The 16,628-nt window shown below is 72.8% G+C and carries 13 protein-coding genes and 2 pseudogenes; 10 read left to right on the forward strand and 5 right to left on the reverse strand.

The features are described from left to right. Nucleotides 1-102 precede the first annotated feature (102 nt). Nucleotides 103-717, forward strand: coding sequence for a hypothetical protein (locus tag OG413_RS23640; RefSeq protein WP_266808542.1), 615 nt, complete (start codon nucleotides 103-105; stop codon nucleotides 715-717). Here OG413_RS23640 and OG413_RS23645 read toward each other — a convergent pair. Then, the gene (locus OG413_RS23645; RefSeq protein ID WP_266808544.1) at nucleotides 710-1,762 is read right to left on the reverse strand and encodes a DUF3533 domain-containing protein; all 1,053 of its coding nucleotides are present in this window, start codon (nucleotides 1,760-1,762) and stop codon (nucleotides 710-712) included. The genes OG413_RS23640 and OG413_RS23645 overlap by 8 nt on opposite strands. Nucleotides 1,763-1,935: 173 nt before the next feature. On the opposite strand from OG413_RS23645, the gene OG413_RS23650 reads away from it, so the two are divergent. The 3 genes from OG413_RS23650 (at nucleotide 1,936) to OG413_RS23660 (ending at nucleotide 7,576) form a co-directional block, all read left to right on the forward strand. Continuing rightward, the gene (locus tag OG413_RS23650) at nucleotides 1,936-5,415 is read left to right on the forward strand and encodes a DNA polymerase III subunit alpha (protein WP_266808545.1); all 3,480 of its coding nucleotides are present in this window, start codon (nucleotides 1,936-1,938) and stop codon (nucleotides 5,413-5,415) included. Further along, nucleotides 5,412-6,410, forward strand: coding sequence for a hypothetical protein (locus tag OG413_RS23655; RefSeq protein WP_266808547.1), 999 nt, complete (start codon nucleotides 5,412-5,414; stop codon nucleotides 6,408-6,410). Before OG413_RS23650 ends, OG413_RS23655 begins: the two co-directional genes overlap by 4 nt. A 227-nt stretch (nucleotides 6,411-6,637) precedes the next feature. Then, on the forward strand, nucleotides 6,638-7,576 hold the full coding sequence (locus OG413_RS23660) for a triacylglycerol lipase (RefSeq protein WP_266808548.1): 939 nt from the start codon (nucleotides 6,638-6,640) through the stop codon (nucleotides 7,574-7,576). A gap of 123 nt (nucleotides 7,577-7,699) precedes the next feature. Here OG413_RS23660 and OG413_RS23665 read toward each other — a convergent pair whose 3' ends face one another. Together OG413_RS23665 and OG413_RS23670 are read right to left on the reverse strand one after the other, a co-directional pair. Then, nucleotides 7,700-8,752: a lytic polysaccharide monooxygenase gene (locus OG413_RS23665; protein ID WP_266808549.1), complete on the reverse strand. Its 1,053-nt coding sequence runs from the start codon at nucleotides 8,750-8,752 to the stop codon at nucleotides 7,700-7,702. Between the two features lie 308 nt (nucleotides 8,753-9,060). Further along, nucleotides 9,061-9,759 carry a response regulator gene (locus OG413_RS23670; RefSeq protein WP_266808550.1) on the reverse strand — a complete coding sequence of 233 codons (699 nt, stop codon included), beginning with the start codon at nucleotides 9,757-9,759 and terminating at the stop codon, nucleotides 9,061-9,063. 115 nt (nucleotides 9,760-9,874) lie between these two features. Between OG413_RS23670 and OG413_RS23675 the strand changes: the two genes are divergently transcribed. The 5 genes and pseudogenes from OG413_RS23675 to OG413_RS23695 all read left to right on the forward strand — a co-directional run bounded on the left by OG413_RS23675 (nucleotide 9,875) and on the right by OG413_RS23695 (nucleotide 14,744). Further along, entirely contained in the window at nucleotides 9,875-10,858 is a 984-nt protein-coding gene (locus tag OG413_RS23675; protein ID WP_266808552.1) for a tripartite tricarboxylate transporter substrate binding protein, read from the forward strand. A 44-nt stretch (nucleotides 10,859-10,902) separates the two neighbouring features. After that, on the forward strand, nucleotides 10,903-11,421 hold the full coding sequence (locus OG413_RS23680; RefSeq protein ID WP_266810328.1) for a tripartite tricarboxylate transporter TctB family protein: 519 nt from the start codon (nucleotides 10,903-10,905) through the stop codon (nucleotides 11,419-11,421). Between the two features lie 3 nt (nucleotides 11,422-11,424). Next, complete coding sequence (locus OG413_RS23685; protein ID WP_266808554.1) at nucleotides 11,425-12,924, forward strand: tripartite tricarboxylate transporter permease; 1,500 nt, start codon at nucleotides 11,425-11,427, stop codon at nucleotides 12,922-12,924. Nucleotides 12,925-12,982: 58 nt separating this feature from the next. Continuing rightward, nucleotides 12,983-13,210: pseudogene (locus tag OG413_RS23690) on the forward strand (hypothetical protein); the annotation flags it as partial. A gap of 13 nt (nucleotides 13,211-13,223) precedes the next feature. Further along, the gene (locus OG413_RS23695; RefSeq protein WP_266808555.1) at nucleotides 13,224-14,744 is read left to right on the forward strand and encodes a trifunctional class I SAM-dependent methyltransferase/NUDIX hydrolase/VOC family protein; all 1,521 of its coding nucleotides are present in this window, start codon (nucleotides 13,224-13,226) and stop codon (nucleotides 14,742-14,744) included. 48 nt (nucleotides 14,745-14,792) lie between these two features. Here OG413_RS23695 and OG413_RS23700 read toward each other — a convergent pair. Together OG413_RS23700 and OG413_RS23705 are read right to left on the reverse strand one after the other, a co-directional pair. After that, nucleotides 14,793-15,282: pseudogene (locus OG413_RS23700) on the reverse strand (DUF402 domain-containing protein); the annotation flags it as partial. After that, the gene (locus OG413_RS23705; RefSeq protein WP_266808556.1) at nucleotides 15,263-16,183 is read right to left on the reverse strand and encodes a GNAT family N-acetyltransferase; all 921 of its coding nucleotides are present in this window, start codon (nucleotides 16,181-16,183) and stop codon (nucleotides 15,263-15,265) included. The gene OG413_RS23705 and the pseudogene OG413_RS23700, both read right to left, overlap by 20 nt. A gap of 69 nt (nucleotides 16,184-16,252) precedes the next feature. Here OG413_RS23705 and OG413_RS23710 point away from each other — a divergent pair, with 69 nt between their 5' ends. After that, nucleotides 16,253-16,627: a GntR family transcriptional regulator gene (locus OG413_RS23710; protein WP_266808558.1), complete on the forward strand. Its 375-nt coding sequence runs from the start codon at nucleotides 16,253-16,255 to the stop codon at nucleotides 16,625-16,627. The last annotated feature ends 1 nt before the right edge of the window (nucleotide 16,628 follow it).

The raw sequence follows: 16,628 nt of genomic DNA on the forward strand, positions 1-16,628 counted from the left end.
CCTTTTTATGTACATCAGGTGTGCGCTCCGGTCGCGTCGGCACATGCTCATCGCGTCGGCACCCGAGGGGCGGGCGCCGCGTCACCTGCAGGGGGAAGTGCGATGAGACGTGGACGTCGTCCGGCCGGAGGGATCGTGGTGGTGGCTGCCGTCGCCGCGGTGTTGGTGACGGGAGCGGTGCCGGCCTCGGCCGCCGGTGCGGCAGAGGCGGCGATGCCGGGGTTCCTGGAGCCGTCGGACATGCCGCCGGATCCCTTCTCGGCGTGGTACTGGTCGTCCGGTCCCTCCGAGGGGCCGTATCAGGCGATCTGTGCGGAGGCGCTCGTTCTGCCCGAGGGGGATGTCTGGAACGCCACCTACGGCACCCCGGAGACGGCCGGGGGCTCCCAGGTGTCCGTGGCCTTCCCCACCGAGGCCGCGGCCGCCGTGTTCGGCGCACAGGCCGAGGCGTCGATCGCGGGCTGCGAGGCGCGTATGGAGCAGGAGCAGCCGAGCCGTCCCGTGACGTTCTGGGACCACGGCACGGTCGCCGCCGAGGAGGGCGCCCATGTCTACGGCATCGGCTTCCAGGGCGGCTGGGGGTATCAGAACCAGCTGGTCTCGGTGGGGCGCGACGGCGACACCGTGACGATCGTCAGCTGGGAGAGCAACTGGGGCGACCCGCCCGTCGCCGCCTTCAAGGAGACCACCCGGGTGGCCGTGAACAAGCTCAGGTGAGGGTCGACCCGCCCGGTGCCGTCGCCGTGGGCGCCGGGCCGGGCGGGGCCGTCTCCGGCCTGTGCCGCATCGACAGCAGCAGGGTGAAGGCCGTACCGACGACCGCCCAGGCGGAGAGCACCAGCAGCGGTCCGGTGATCGCGTTGCCCTTGAAGTACGCGATCGAGCGGGCCACCCAGGTGCCCGCGCCCGGTGGCAGGGCGGGGCCGATCGCCCGCCAGAAGTCCGGCAGCATCGGCAGCGGGAAGGCGCCGCCCGCGCTCGGATTGCCCGCGATCACGATGATCAGGACGGCCAGGCCGATGCCGACGATGCCGGTCAGCGCCTCCAGGGCGAGCGTGATCATGCCGACCGCGAAGACGACCAGCGCGCCCAGGCCGGCCAGGCCCCACACGCTGCCGGGCAGGGCGCCGAGGATCGGCCCGATGATGACCGCGCCGCCGATCCCGCCCGCGATCGAGTACAGCGCCATGACGCCGGTCCGGATCACCGCGCGCTGCCGGTTGGCGGGCTTGGAGCCGGCGCTGATCGCCAGGATCGAGGCGCAGAGGTAGCCGCCCACGCACCAGCCCACGACGAGGTAGAAGGACGAGAGCCCGTCGAAGTCCTCGCGGGAGGCGGGGGCCACGTCCACGGTGCGCACGGTCCGGCGCTGGGTGGCCTCGACCCCTGTGAGGATCTTCTCCAGGGAGGAGGCCAGGACGGTGCCGCCGCCGGAGGCGACCAGCACGGTGTCGGTCCTTCCCGCCGGGTCGACGATCAGGGCACCGTCGATGTCGCGGTTCAGGATCTGCTGGCGGGCCTCGGCGGCGTCGCCGACCGCGCGGGGGTCCAGGGGGCCGCCGGGCAGTTCGTCCAGCCGGGTGACGAGTTGCTGGGACATCTGCTGGGGGGCCACGACCCCGAACGCGACATCGGTCGGCTTCGGCTTGTGCAGCGCCCCGACGTAGGACGCGATGAACAGCAGCTGCAGCCCGAGCACCCCGATGACGAGCAGGGCGGCCCGTGGAGTGACGGCGTTCTTCACCTCGTCGACGAAAGTCATGCCCCCACGGTCCGGGCGGCCCGTTGTTTACGCAGGTGGGGCAGGGCCGAATGGCTGATGGAACGGTCGGATGGGTGCCCCGCCCCTCGGATATCGCACGAATGTTCGAACTTGGTCTATGGTGGAGAGCCAGGGGGTGGTGAGTACAGAGCGGATCGGTCCAGGAGGTGCGGATGCCCGGGTTCACGCATCTGCGCACCGTTTCCGGGTTCTCCCTGCGGTACGGGGCCTCGCACCCGGAGCGGCTGGCCGAGCGTGCCGCGGAGCGGGGGATGGATGCCCTCGCGCTGACCGACCGCGACACCCTCGCGGGCGCGGTCCGTTTCGCCAGGGCCTGCGGGGAGGCCGGGATCCGGCCGCTCTTCGGGGTGGAACTCGCGGTGGCGCGGAGTGCGAGGGAAGCGGGCCGCACGCATCGGCTGCGGGCGCCCGTCCGCGGTGGTGCCTTTGTCGACGAATCCGCACCCCGGGTCACCTTTCTCGCCCGTGACGGCGCCCGCGGCTGGGCGGAGTTGTGCCGGCTCGTCACCGCCGCCCATGCCGTACCCGCAGGTCCGTCCGTCGCGGGCGGGCCACCCCTGGTGGACTGGCCCGCGCTGCCCGCCGAAGGGCTCACCGTGCTGCTCGGGCCCGCCTCCGAGGTCGGCGGGGCGCTGGCCGCGGGCCGCCCCGACCGGGCCGCCGCGCTGCTCGCGCCCTGGCGGGAGATGTACGGCGACGACCTGCGCCTCGAAGCCGTCCACCACGGACGCGGGGGCACCGGACCCGGATCGCTGCGGCTCGCCGCCCGTACCGTCGGCTTCGCCGCCGAACAAGGGGTGCGGGCCGTGCTGACCAACGCCGTCCGGTACGCCGACCCGGGGCAGGGCCCGGTCGCCGATGTGCTCGACTCGGCCCGCAGGCTCGTTCCCGTCGACCCGCGCCGCTCGCCCCTCGACAGCGGTGAGCGCTGGCTCAAGGACGCCCGCGCTATGCGGGAGACCGCCGAGCGGATCACCGCCGCCGCCGGTCTCGGCCCCGACGCCGGGGCGCGGCTGCTGGCGGAGACCCGCCGCACCGCCGACGCCTGTCTCGTCGCCCCCGAGGACGACCTCGGTCTCGGCACCGTCCACTTCCCCGAACCGCGTCTCGTCGGAGCCGGGCAGCGTACCGCCCAGCGGGTGCTGGCCTCCCGGGCCGCCGCGGGCATGGTGCTGCGCGGGTACGACCGCAGGCGCGACTACTGGGAGCGGATGCATCACGAACTGGACATCATCGCCCACCACGGCTTCGCCTCGTACTTCCTCACGGTCGCCCAAGTCGTCGACGACGTACGGGACATGGGGGTCCGGGTCGCCGCCCGTGGCTCCGGGGCGGGCTCCCTGGTCAACCATCTCCTCGGGATCGCGCACGCCGACCCGGTCGAACACGGGCTGCTGATGGAGCGCTTCCTGTCCAAGCGGCGCTTCGTGCTGCCCGACATCGACATCGACGTCGAGTCGGCCCGCCGCCTGGACGTCTACCGCAGGATCATCGGGCGCTTCGGCGCCGAGCGGGTCGCCACCGTCGCCATGCCCGAGACCTACCGGGTGCGCCACGCCATCCGGGACGTCGGGGCCGCGCTCTCCATGGATCCGGCCGAGACCGACCGGCTCGCCAAGGCCTTCCCGCACATCCGGGCCCGCGACGCCCGCGCCGCCATGGAGGAACTGCCCGAACTGAAGGAGGTGGCCCGGCACAAGGAGAGGTACGGCCGGCTCTGGGAACTCGTGGAGGCGCTGGACGCGCTGCCCCGCGGCATCGCCATGCACCCGTGCGGGGTGCTGCTCTCGGACGCCACGCTGCTGAGCCGTACCCCGGTCATGCCCACCAGCGGCGAGGGTTTCCCGATGGCGCAGTTCGACAAGGAGGACGTGGAGCACCTCGGGCTGCTCAAGCTCGATGTGCTGGGCGTACGGATGCAGTCGGCGATGGCACACGCGGTCACGGAGGTGAAGCGGGCCTCGGGGGAGGAGGTGGACCTCGATGCCGTACCGCCCGGCGACCCGGAGGCGTACCGGCTGATCAGGACCGCCGAGACGCTGGGCTGCTTCCAGATCGAGTCGCCGGGCCAGCGCGATCTGGTCGGCAGGCTCCAGCCCGCCACCTTCCACGACCTGGTCGTCGACATCTCGCTGTTCCGGCCAGGGCCGGTCGCCGCCGACATGGTGCGGCCGTTCATCGAGGCCCGGCACGGCCGGGCGCCCGTCCGCTACCCGCATCCCGATCTGGAAGGGCCGCTGCGCGACACCTACGGGGTGGTCGTCTTCCATGAGCAGATCATCGAGATGGTCGACATCATGACCGGCTGCGGCCGGGACGAGGCCGACCGGGTGCGGCGCGGGCTCTCCGACCCCGAGTCGCAGGGCCGGATCAAGGTCTGGTTCGCGCACCGTGCGGCGGCGAAGGGGTACGGCATCGAGGTGATCGCCCGTACCTGGGAGATCATCGAGGCGTTCGGCAGTTACGGCTTCTGCAAGGCGCACGCGGTCGCCTTCGCCGTGCCGACGTACCAGTCGGCCTGGCTCAAGGCGCACCATCCGGCGGCTTTCTACGCCGGGCTGCTCACGCACGACCCGGGGATGTACCCGAAGCGGCTGCTGCTCGCGGATGCGCGGCGGCGCGGCGTGCCGGTGCTGCCGCTGGACGTCAACCGGTCCGCGGCCGCTCATCGAATCGAACTGATGTCCGATGGGGAGGATGGTGCCGGGAAGTGGGGGCTGCGGCTGGCACTCTCGGACGTCCACGGCATCAGTGAGGCCGAGGTCGCCCGGATCGAGGCCGGGCAGCCGTACACCTCGCTGCTGGACTTCTGGCAGCGTGCCCGGCCGGGCCGGCCGGCCGCCGAACGGCTGGCCCAGGTGGGCGCGTTGGACGCCTTCGGTGCCAACCGCCGCGATCTGCTGCTGCACCTCTCCGAGCTCCACCGCGCCCGGCGGAGTGCCGGACCGGGCACCCGCGGGGCCCAGCTCCCGCTGGGGGAAGGCCGGAAGTCCGGCTCCATCGGCCTGCCCGACCTCAATGACGCGGAACGGCTCAGCGCCGAGCTCGGCGTGCTGAGCATGGATGTCTCGCGCCATCTGATGGAGGACCACCATGCCTTCCTGGAGGAGTTGGGCGCGGTCTCCGCCAAGCGGCTGCGGGAGGCGCGGCACGGGGAGACGGTGCTGGTCGCGGGCGCCAAGGCGGCCACCCAGACCCCGCCGGTCCGTTCCGGGCGCCGGGTCATCTTCACCACCCTGGACGACGGCACCGGCCTGGTGGACCTGGCCTTCTTCGACGACAGCCACGCGGCCTGCGCGCACACGGTCTTCCACTCCTGGCTGCTGCTGGTGCGCGGCGTGGTGCAACGGCGCGGCCCGCGGAGCCTGAGCGTGGTCGGCGCCGCGGCCTGGAATCTGGCGGAACTGGCGGAGCTGCGCCGCACCGGTGGGCTCGACGCGGTCGCGGCCCGGCTGGCGGAGGTGCCGGACGAGGACACCGCTTCGGAGGAGGCACCCGGGGGCGCCGACGGCCGGCGTATCCAGCTGTCCACCGGCTACGAGCTGAATCCCTGGTCCGACCTCCAGCCGCCCGGCGAAGGGACCCCGACCGGAAGGAAGTTGTGGCACCAGAGCCCCGGGAGCGCGGGATGAGTGACCGGGCGACGATCCTGTGTCTGCGCTTTTGCCGGATCGGCGGCGGGCCGGTGGACAGTGCCGGTTACGAGGGGATGCTCGCCCTCCTCGGCGCGTTCACCCCGGTCGTCGAGGCCGCGCCGCCCGACGGGGCGCTCGCCGATGTGAGCGGCGCGCTGCGCTACTTCGGGCAGGACGCGGCGGGCCTGGCCGCGGTGATCCGGGTCCGGGCGCTCGCCCTGCACGGCGTGGACTGTGCGATCGGGGCGGCTCGCACTCCCGTGTCGGCCCGGATGGCGGCGCGGCGGGCGGCGCCCGGGGCGACCTTCGTGGTGCCCGGCGGCCAGGAGGCCGCGTTCCTCGCGCCCCTGCCGGCCGCCGCGCTGGACGGTGTCGGGGCGGCGACGGCACGCGCCCTGTGCGGATACGGGCTCGACTCCGTCGGCCGGATCGCCGCGGCGCCGCTCGCCACCCTGCAACGGATCACCGGGGTGCGGACCGGTCGCGAGCTGTGGGAGCGGGCGAACGGCATCGACCGCACCCGGGTCCTGCCGAACGCCGCCGCCCGGTCCATCGCCGCCGAACGCTCCTTCCCGCGCGACGAACTGGACCGGGAACGGCACCGCCGCGCGCTCCTCTCGCTCACCGAGGAGCTCGGCGCCCGGCTGCGCGGCGAGGGGCAGGTGTGCCGTGCGCTCGCGGTCTCGGTGCGGTACGCCGACCGGACCGGCTACGCGACGCTGACCCGCAGCCGTACGCTTCGGGAGCCCACCGCCCACTCGGCGGCGCTCACCGCGCTCGCGTACCGGATCCAGGACTCGCTCGGCCTGCAACGGGCCCGGGTCCGGGGGATCGCGCTGCGGGCCGAGGGGCTCGGCGACGCGGAACGGGCGCCCCATCAGCTCAGCCTCGATCCGGCGGACGAGCGGGCGCGCCGGATCGAGGAGGTGTCGGACCGGCTGCGGGCGAGGTTCGGGCCGCAGGCGGTGAAGCCGGGGCGGCTCGCCGCCTGACGTGCCGTGATGTCCCTCCGGTGCGGCACGCGGTGGTGCGGCGGCAGTTTTTACCGACGCGTAACTTCCCTCCCGACCTTACTCGTGCGTAATTTGGCATGAGCACGAAAAAAGAGGAACCGAAGAGCGAAGACCGAAGGCCGAAGGAAGAGCACCAGAAGACTTGTGGTCCGGGCCGCAGGGCGCACCGATATCCCCACTCCCTTGAGCCGCAAGGAGACCACACGATGCTGCCCCGGACACGTGCGTCGCGCACCCCTCGTGCGCGCAGGACGCTCGCCGCACTGCTCCTCGCCGTCGCGGCCCTCGCCACCCCCACGGCGACCGCCACCGCGGCCACCCCCACCGCCATCTCGACCGCCTCGACCGCCGCCCCCGCCTCGACGGTCGCCGCGGAGGCCGCCACCTCCCGTGGCTGGAACGACTACTCCTGCAAGCCCTCCGCCGCCCACCCCCGTCCGGTCGTCCTGGTCCACGGAACCTTCGGGAACGCGATCGACAACTGGCTCGTCCTCGCCCCCTACCTCGTCAACCGGGGCTACTGCGTCTACTCGCTCGACTACGGCCAGCTCCCCGGCGTGCCGTTCTTCAACGGACTCGGCCCCATCGACAAGTCCGCCGGACAGCTCGGCACGTTCGTCGACAAGGTGCTCGCCGCCACCGGAGCGCCCAAGGCCGACCTGGTCGGCCACTCGCAGGGCGGCATGATGCCGAACTACTACCTTAAGTTCCTCGGCGGCGCCGCCAAGGTGAACGCCCTGGTCGGGATCGCCCCCGACAACCACGGCACCACGCTCCTGGGGCTGACCAAGCTGCTGCCGTACTTCCCCGGCGCCGAGGACCTGCTCACCGCGAAGACCCCCGGCCTCGCCGACCAGATCGCGGGCTCGCCGTTCATCACCAAGCTCAACGCGGGCGGCGACACCGTGCCGGGCGTCCGCTACACCGTCATCGCGACCAGGTACGACGAGGTCGTCACCCCGTACCGCACGCAGTACCTCACCGGCCCGAACGTACGCAATGTCCTGCTCCAGGACCTGTGCCCGGTCGACCTGTCCGAGCATGTGGCGATCGGGACCATCGACCGGATCGCCTTCCATGAGGTCGCGAACGCCCTCGACCCGGCGCGCGCCACCCCGACGACCTGCGCCTCGGTGATCGGCTGAGCCGGAGGCCGCACCGGTCATCACACCGAGGGACCGCTGCCCGGTGGGGCGGGCAGCGGTCCCTCGGCAGCGGAGGGGAGGGGAGGACGGAAAGGGGCGAAAGGGGCGGAAGGGGCCCGTCCGTCAGCGGCCGTGCCGGGCGGCGGACACGGCCCGGCGGCGCACCGAGGCGAACAGCACGGCCGCGCCGGCGGCGAGCGCGGTGGCCCCGCCCATCGCCAGGTACGCGTTGCCGCCGCCGCCCGTGCTCCCCGTCTCGGCGAGCACCTCGTCGGCGGCCGACCCGGCGGCCTCGGCCTTGCCGGTGGCCGACCCGTTGGCCTCGGGCGCGTTGCCACCCGCTCCGTCGGCCGACCCGGCGGCCGTGACCTTCGCTCCCGTACCGGCATCGCCGTCACCGTGCCCGTGGTGCTCGACGGACGACTTCTCCGCGCCCCGGGTGATCTCCCCCTCGGACGGAACGGCGGCGGACGGAGCGGGGACCGCGGCCACCGAACCGCTGCCGCCCGCCGCACCCCCGCTCCCGGCGCTCGCGCCGAACGTGACGTCGGAGCAGGCGTAGAAGGCTTCGGGGGAGTCGGAGCGCTGCCAGACGGTGTAGATCAACTGCCGCCCCGAACGCTCGGGCACGGTGCCGTCGAAGACGTACGAACCGCTCTCCAGCCTCGGACCGGTGGCCTCGGCGAACGGCTTCTCCTCCAGATCCGCCCAGGCCAGGGGCTTCGCCGGGTCGTAGCCCGCCCTGGTGAGGTAGAGCGCGAAGGAACCCTTGTGCGGTGCCGTGGCCCGGAAGCGGAAGGTGTGGCTGCCCGCCGACATCCCGGTCGCCGGCCAGTCGGCGCGCGGCAGATCGAGCCCCTTGAACCTGTCATTGCCCGCGCTGCACAGCTTGCCGTCCGGGATCAACTCCCGGTGCCTGCCCGCCGCGTCGGCGATGTTCACCCCGTTCCAGTCGTACAGCGCCTGGACCCCGCCCGCCGCGACCGCCGCCCGGCACGCCGCCGACTTGGGGCTCTCCGGCCCTTCCGCGAAACAGGCGGACACCCGGCTGACCGGGTCCGTCAGCGAACCGTGGGCGGCGGCCGGGGCGGCGGACAGACCGGTCAGCGCGAGCGGTACGGCACCGAGGGCGGCGGCTGCGGCGAGCTTGCGGCGGGCGGTCGTGATGACGGCCATGGGGCGTTCTCCTTCGACGGGGCACGTCCGTGCGGGGGCGTCCGCGGGCGGGCGTCCGCGGGCAAGTGCCCGGATGCGGACGCCGGTGTGGGGGAGCCGGGACGGACCGTGTCCCGGAGATCAGCAAACTAGCCGCCGCCGAGGGCGGATCCGGTGGGAAAAAGGGATGGGCGGCGATCGTTATGACGCCCTTAAGGAGCCTCTAAGCGGGGGATCGGACAGAGCCGTTCCGCGAGGGCCGGAGGGCCGGAGGGGGCATCGGCCCGGCGGCCTCCGGGCCGGGCGGGAGGGCGCGGAGGCGTGCCGGGTCAGCTCAGTGCCCGGTAGCGGCGTTCGGGCCGCCCCGTGCCCCCGTACCGCAGCGTCACCTCTGCCCGCCCCGTCTCCGCGAAGTATTCGAGGTAGCGGCGGGTGCTGACCCGGGACAGCGCCCCCGCCTGCGCGCACTCGGACGCGGACAGCCCCTGGGGGTGCTCCCGCAGGATGCGCTCCACCAGATCGGCCGTGTGCGCCGCGAGGCCCTTGGGCAGCTCGCGGGAGCCCGGTGGGCGGGTGCCGAATATGTGGTCCACATCCTCCTGGCGGGCCTCCTGCCGCGCCTCGTCCAGGGCGTCGAGCCGGTTGCGCAGCGAGGCCACATGGTGCAATTGCTCCACCAGCGCCGAACGGTGGAACGGCTTGATCAGGTAGTGCAGCGCACCGGCCCGCAACGCTGCCCTGACCACGCCCGCGTCACGGGCGGCGGTGATGAAGAGCGCGTCGATACTGTGCCCGTCCGCGTCCCGCTCCTCCGCGGCCCGCAGCTCCCGCAGCACGCTGATGCCGTCGATGTCGGGCAGATAGATGTCGAGCAGGACCAGATCGGGTCGCAACCGCCGGGCCGCGCGCAGCGCTTCGGCGCCGCTGTGGGCCACCCCGACGACCGTAAATCCGTCCATCGCGGACACATAGCGGCTGTGCAGCTTCGCGACCATGAAGTCGTCGTCCACCACCAGCACCTTTGTCACGCGGCCACCGTAGAGCGCGACCACAACGACCACAACGTCCGTTGATTCCGGAACGGAGACAGGTTGTTAACGCGCGGGCAACATGTGGGCCACTTCACAGCGAAAGGCGGAACCCGTGCGATTGCGCACTCCACTCGCCCTGCTCGGGGCGGCGGTGCTGGTGCTCGTGGGGCCGCCGCTGCTCTCCACGGGCAGCGGTTCGGACAGCGGCACGCAGATCCCCGGACTGCGCCTCATGGTCCCCAACACCCCCGGCGGCGGTTACGACATCACGGCACGCACCGCCGCCAAGAACGCCGAGGACGCCGGACTCACCCACAACGTCGAGGTGTTCAACCTCCCCGGCGCGGGCGGCACCGTCGGCCTGACCCGGCTCGTCGGCGAGCACGGCAACGGCAGGCTCGCGATGTCCATGGGCCTCGGCGTGGTCGGCGCGGTCCACACCAACAAGTCCCCCAAGACCCTCGGCGACACGACCCCGATCGCCCGGCTCACGGAGGAGCAGGACATCGTCGTCGTCGCCAAGGACTCCCCGTACAAGAGCATCGGCCAACTGCTCACCGCGTGGAAGGCCGACCCGGCCGAACTCCCGGTCGGCGGCGGGTCCTCGCCCGGCGGCCCCGACCACCTCGCCCCGATGCTGATGGCGAAGGCCGCGGGCATCGCCCCGAAACAGGTCAACTACATCCCGTTCGACGGCGGCGGCGAACTGCTCGCCTCGATCCTCGGCGACAAGGTCGCCTTCGGCGTCTCCGGGGTCGGTGAATACCTCGACCAGATCAAGGCGGGCGAGCTGCGGCTGCTCGCCGTCACCGGTCCCAAGCGGGTCCCCGGACTCGACGCCCCCACGCTCCGCGAGGCCGGACTGGACACCGACTTCACCAACTGGCGCGGCATCGTCGCCCCGCCCGGTCTCTCCGACGCCGAACGCGACAAGCTCGTCGGCCTGGTCCGGAAACTGCACGACTCGAAGCAGTGGAAGGACTCGATGAAGAAGAACGGCTGGGACGACGCCTTCCTCACGGGCGACGCCTTCGGTGACTTCCTGGACGCCCAGGACCGGCGCGTCGCCACGGTCCTCAAGGAGCTGGGACTGTGACGACCGACGACACGCCATCCCCTGACACCGCCCCTGCCACCGCCATCGCCACCGCTCCCGCCCCCGGGCGCGGCTCCTGGCTGCGCGACCACTCCGAACTCGGCGTCTGCGTCCTGCTCCTCGTCCTGGGCGTCCTCGTCCTCACCGACGCCCTCACCATGAGCGTCACCCTCACCCAGCGCGGCCCCGTCGGCCCCAGGACCGTCCCGGTCGTCATCGGCACCGGACTGCTCCTGGTCGCCGTACTCCTCGCCGTGGACGTCCTGCGCGGCGGTCGCGGTGAGGCGGAGGGAGGCGAGGACATCGACCTCGCCGAGCCGGCCGACTGGAAGACCGTGCTGCTGCTCGCCGGGGTCTTCCTCGCGAGCGCCGTACTGATCGACCCGCTCGGCTTCCCGATCGTCGGCGCGCTGCTCTTCTGGGGCTCCGCCTACGCGCTCGGCAGCCGGCACCACGACCGCGACCCGCTCATCGCGGCCGGACTCTCCCTCCTGACCTACTTCGTCTTCGACAGCCTGCTCGGAGTCCCGCTTCCGGGCGGCCCGCTGATGGGGGTGCTCTGACCGATGGATTCCCTCAACTCCCTCATCGACGGCTTCGGTACGGCGCTCACGCCGGCCAATCTGCTCTGGGCCGCCCTCGGCGTCCTGCTGGGCACGGCGATCGGTGTGCTCCCCGGCATCGGACCCGCCATGGCGGTGGCACTGCTGCTGCCGGTCACCTACGGACTCGAACCGACCGGCGCGTTCATCATGTTCGCCGGGATCTACTACGGCGCGATGTTCGGCGGCTCCACCACCTCGATCCTCCTCAACACCCCCGGGGAGAGCGCGGCCGTCGTCGCCGCGATCGAGGGCAACCCGATGGCGAAATCCGGCCGCGGCGCACAGGCGCTGGCCGCCGCGGCGATCGGACACTTCGCGGGCGGCATGATCGGCACGATCCTGCTGGTCGTCCTCGCCCCGACGGTGGCCTCCCTGGCCGTCGACATCGGGGCCCCCGACTACTTCGCCATCATGGTGCTGGCCTTCATCGCCGTCACCTCCGTCCTCGGCTCCTCCCGCATCCGCGGCCTCGCCTCCCTCCTGATCGGTCTCACCATCGGCCTCGTGGGCCTCGACCAGATGACCGGCCAGCAACGTCTCACCTTCGGCTCGCTCCAACTCGCCGACGGCATCGACGTGGTGATCGTCGCGGTCGGCCTCTTCGCCATCGGCGAAGCCCTCTGGGTCGCCGCCCATCTGCGCCGCTCCACCGGCGAGCCGATCCCCGTCGGCCGCCCCTGGCTCGGCCGGGCGGACCTCGGGCGCACCTGGAAGCCCTGGCTGCGCGGCCCCCTCATCGGCTTCCCGTTCGGCGCGATCCCGGCGGGCGGCGCGGAGATCCCCACCTTCCTCTCGTACGTCACGGAGAAGCGGCTCTCCAAGCACCGGGCGCAGTTCGGCAAGGGAGCCATCGAAGGCGTCGCGGGGCCGGAGGCGGCGGCCTCCGCCTCCGCCGCGGGCACGCTCGTCTCGATGCTCACCCTCGGGCTGCCCACCACCGCGGTCGCCGCCGTGATGCTGGCCGCCTTCCAGCAGTACGGCATCCAGCCCGGCCCGCTCCTGTTCGAACGTGAACCCGAGCTGGTCTGGGGCCTCATCGCCTCGCTCTTCGTCGGCATGGTGCTGCTGCTCGCCCTCAACCTGCCGCTGGCACCCGTGTGGGCGAAGCTGCTGCGGATCCCGCGCCCGTACCTGTACGCGGGCATCCTGTTCTTCGCCGCGGTCGGTGCGTACGCGGTCGGCGGCGAGTCGCTCGACCTGGTGATCCTGCTGGTGATCGGTCTGATCGGGTTCGGGATGCGGCGGTACGGGCTGCCGGTGCTCCCCGCCGTGATCGGGGTGATCCTCGGCCCGGCCGCCGAACAGCAACTGCGGCGCGCGCTCCAGATCAGCGACGGCAGCCTCTCGGGCCTGGTCAACACCCCCTTCTCGGTGACGGTCTACGCGATCGTGGTGCTGATCGTGGCCTGGCCGCTGGCGCGCAAGCTGGTGGTACGCCGGCGCGCGGCGGGTCGGAAGTAGCCCAGGGGGGCCGTCCGGCGAGATCCGGGCGGCCCCCTCGTGCCGCGCTCCCATGACGGGCCGACGGCCGCTCGACTTCACCGACGCCCGTGCCCGCGACCTCGGCCTCCCCGAGGTCAGGCTCTACACGAACGCCCTGATGTGGGAGAACCGGGAGATCTACCCGCGCTACGGCTACGAGCTCACCGAGCGGCGCGTCGAGGGACCGTACGACCGCCTCCACTACCGCAAACGCCTCACCGGCCCCCATACGTCCCAGGAGCCCCGCGCTGTCAGTGGCGGCTGAGACCATCGACGGCATGACGACGATCGACTGGGATGCCGCCGCCGACTCCTTCGACGAGGAACCCGACCACGGACTGCTCGATCCGGCGGTCCGCGACGCCTGGGCGGGGCGGCTGGAGAACTGGCTGCCCGCCACCGGCTCCGAGGTGCTGGACCTGGGGTGCGGCACCGGCAGCCTCGCTCTGCTCGCCGCCGGACAGGGACACCGGGTCACCGCCGTCGATCAGTCGCCGCGGATGGCCGAGCAGGCGCGGGCCAAGCTCGCCGGGACCGGTTCCGAGGTGCTCGTCGGGGACGCCGGCCACCCCCCTTTGGGCGACCGGCGGTTCGATGTGATCGTCGCGCGGCACGTGGTGTGGCTGCTGCCCGACCCGGCGGCGGCCCTTCGCCACTGGTTCGGTCTGCTGAAGCCCGGTGGGCGGCTGGTGCTGATCGAAGGGGTGTGGGGCGGGGTCGGCCTCTCCGCGGCCCGCCTCACCGCGCTGCTCGCCCCGCACACCGAGCGCATCCACCACGAGGCCCTCTCCGGTGACGCCCGGCTGTGGGGCAAGGTGGTGGACGACGAGCGGTATGCGCTGGTGGCCCGCGCGGAGCCGCCGCGGCGGCACACGGAGGTCGTCGACGTCCATCTGATCCTCCGCCGCGGCCCCGATGTCCTGCTCGCCCGCCGGGCCGGTACGGGATACGCGGACGGGCTGTTCAACATGCCCTCCGGCCACGCGGAGGACGGCGAGGACGTCCGGGAGGCGATGATCCGGGAGGCGGCCGAGGAGCTCGGCGTGACGCTGGACCCCGAGGAGCTGCGGGTCGCCCTCGTGATGCAGCACCGGGGTCCCGCCGGCGGCCCGCGCATGGGCTGGTTCTTCGAGGCGGAGTACGACGCGGCCCGCCCGCCCCGCAACGCCGAACCGGGCAAGTGCTCCGAGCTGGCCTGGTTCCCGCTGGACGCCCTGCCGGACGACATCGTCGCCTACTGCCGCGCGGGTCTCGACGGATACCGGGCGGACGAGCGCTTCCTGATCCACTGGCACGAGGACGGCGACCCCATCGCCCACGACCCGGCGGGCATCGGGCGGGCCGTCCCGCTCCGGCCCGCCGGGGCCGACACCGGCCGGGTCCACCACATCGAACTGTGGGTGAGCGACCTGGCCGGGGCCGAGGAGTCCTGGGGCTGGCTGCTCGGCCGCCTCGGCCATGTCCCGTACCAGCGCTGGCAGCACGGCCGCAGCTGGCGGCGCGGCAGCGCCTATCTCGTCCTGGAGCAGTCGCCCGACCTGGCCGAGGCCCCGCACGACCGCCGCCGCCCCGGCCTCAACCACCTGGCCTTCCACGTCCGGGACCGGGCCACCCTCGACGCCCTGGTGGCCGAGGCCCCCGCACACGGCTGGCGGCTGCTCTTCCCCGACCGCCATCCGTACGCGGGCGGCGGCGAGCACTACGCCGCGTATCTGGAGGACACGGCGGGGTACGAGGTGGAGCTGGTGGCGTGCACCCGTCCGCGCACCGGTCCAGCAGGGACGACGGGACGGCCGTAGGGCGTGTCCGCGATGTCCCGCCCCGGCCGTCGCGGACAGCCCCTGGACGAGCAGCGGGGCCAGGCCTTCGGTGCGGGCGAGGTGTTCCAGTTCGTCCAGTGCCCGGACCGCCGCCCCGGCCGCGTCCGGGTCACGCCCGGCGAGGCCGCTCCGCGCGAACTCGTCCTCGTCCAGCCGCAGTACGGACGTGCCGTCCGCCGACACCCACAGGTCCAGGTCCAGATCCTCGACCGACAGCACACCGTCCGCCAGGACGGCGGGCCGGGTGATGTCGCAGTACCAGCCCTTCAGTTCCCCGCCCCCCGTACGTACCTCCTTCACCGCGAACCACCGGTCCCGCCAGTAGTGCTCGGTGAGGACGTCGCCCGGCTCGAACCGTACGAAGCCGAAGTCCCGGACACCGGGCGCCGCCCAGGGCCCGTACGGTCACCCGGGTCCCGTCGTCGCACAGCAGCCCGGCGGGGTAGCGGATCTTGGTGCGGCCCGCCTTGGTCAGGGCGACGAGAACGTCCACCGGTTCAGACGGGCGTGCGGACATGACGTACCTCCGTGGCACAGATCCGGTAGCCGAACCACTCGTTGATCGCCAGCATCGGACCGTTGCCCGCGTCGTTGCCGGTGTACGCGTCCGTGTACCCGGCGGCGCGCGCCCGGTGCAGGGAGTCGTTCTTCGCGAGCTTCGCCAGACCCCGGCCGCGGTGGGCCCGGCGGGTGCCGGTCATTCCCGTCGAGTAGGTGGTCCGCCCGTCGGTCGTGGCCGCGCTGAAGGCCGCCACCTCGCCGTCCACCATCGCGACCGTGGTCAGCCCGCTGTCGAAGCAGGGATGGCGCCACGTGCTGTTCAGCCAGTCCTCGTAGTCCGCGAGTTCGCTGGGGGTGTCGCTGGGCTCGTCCGCCGTCGTCTCCGCGTCCGCCTCGAACAGCGGCCGCGGATCGTCGGCGAAGTCGGCCGCCGTACGCAGCTCGACGCCCGCGGGGACCTCCTGACGCGGCGGCAGCGTGCCGTTCGCCAGGTCGAGGTGCAGGAAATGGGCGGGCCGCCTCGCCGTGTAACCGCGCTTCCGGGCGAACTCCCGGTTGGCCGGTTCGTCGAGGACCCAGGTGTAGACGGCGACGGCCCCGAGCCCGGCCAGATACTCCTCGGCGGTGGTCAGCAGCAGCGAGCCCGCCCCACGGCCCAGCCGGTCCGGACGGGTGTACGGATTGCAGAACCCCTGCCCCGGCGCGGGGCTCTCGTGGGCGATGCCGACCTGTGCCGTGCCGATGATCTCCCCGTCCTCCTCGGCGACCAGCAGCCGGTAGCGCCGGTCGGGGTGGGAGGCGTCCAGATCGAACGTGATCTGTTCGGCGGTGGCCACCATGTACGGAAGCGCGGCCCTCCGTACCCGGACCCAGCCCTCCGCGTCGGTGGGCCGGAAGTCGCGAACGATGACAGTCATGCGCCGGACGCTACGCGGAGCCCGGCCCGAACCGCCTCCCTATTTCCCGCTGTGAGGGAGAATCGGCCCGTGACCCTGAAGATCGCCATTGACCCGGATGCCGGCATCGCCCCGTACGAGCAGCTGCGCACGCGGCTCTCCGAACTGGCCCGCTCCGGCGCCCTGCCCGTCGGCCACCGGCTCCCGACCGTACGCGGCTTCGCCGATGAGCTCGGCCTCGCCGCCAACACCGTGGCCAAGGCGTACCGCGCGCTGGAGGCCGACGGGGTGATCGAGACCCGCGGCCGGAACGGGACGTTCGTCGCGGCCGCCGGGGACGCGGCCGAGCGGAAGGCCGCGACCGCCGCACAGGAGTACGCCGAGCTGGCCCAGCGGCTCGGCCTGTCCCGGGCGCAGGCGGTATCACTCGCCCAGGACGCGGTGCGGGCCGCGTACACACGATGAC

The organism is Streptomyces sp. NBC_01433, assembly GCF_026340105.1.
GTDB lineage: Bacteria > Actinomycetota > Actinomycetes > Streptomycetales > Streptomycetaceae > Streptomyces.

What these genes read in the sequence shown, in the direction of transcription:
- OG413_RS23640 (WP_266808542.1), top strand. Translation starts at nt 103, where the DNA reads ATGAGACGTGGACGTCGTCCGGCCGGAGGGATCGTGGTGGTGGCTGCC.
- OG413_RS23645 (WP_266808544.1), bottom strand. Translation starts at nt 1,762, where the DNA reads ATGACTTTCGTCGACGAGGTGAAGAACGCCGTCACTCCACGGGCCGCC.
- OG413_RS23650 (WP_266808545.1), top strand. Translation starts at nt 1,936, where the DNA reads ATGCCCGGGTTCACGCATCTGCGCACCGTTTCCGGGTTCTCCCTGCGG.
- OG413_RS23655 (WP_266808547.1), top strand. Translation starts at nt 5,412, where the DNA reads ATGAGTGACCGGGCGACGATCCTGTGTCTGCGCTTTTGCCGGATCGGC.
- OG413_RS23660 (WP_266808548.1), top strand. Translation starts at nt 6,638, where the DNA reads ATGCTGCCCCGGACACGTGCGTCGCGCACCCCTCGTGCGCGCAGGACG.
- OG413_RS23665 (WP_266808549.1), bottom strand. Translation starts at nt 8,752, where the DNA reads ATGGCCGTCATCACGACCGCCCGCCGCAAGCTCGCCGCAGCCGCCGCC.
- OG413_RS23685 (WP_266808554.1), top strand. Translation starts at nt 11,425, where the DNA reads ATGGATTCCCTCAACTCCCTCATCGACGGCTTCGGTACGGCGCTCACG.
- OG413_RS23695 (WP_266808555.1), top strand. Translation starts at nt 13,224, where the DNA reads ATGACGACGATCGACTGGGATGCCGCCGCCGACTCCTTCGACGAGGAA.
- OG413_RS23705 (WP_266808556.1), bottom strand. Translation starts at nt 16,183, where the DNA reads ATGACTGTCATCGTTCGCGACTTCCGGCCCACCGACGCGGAGGGCTGG.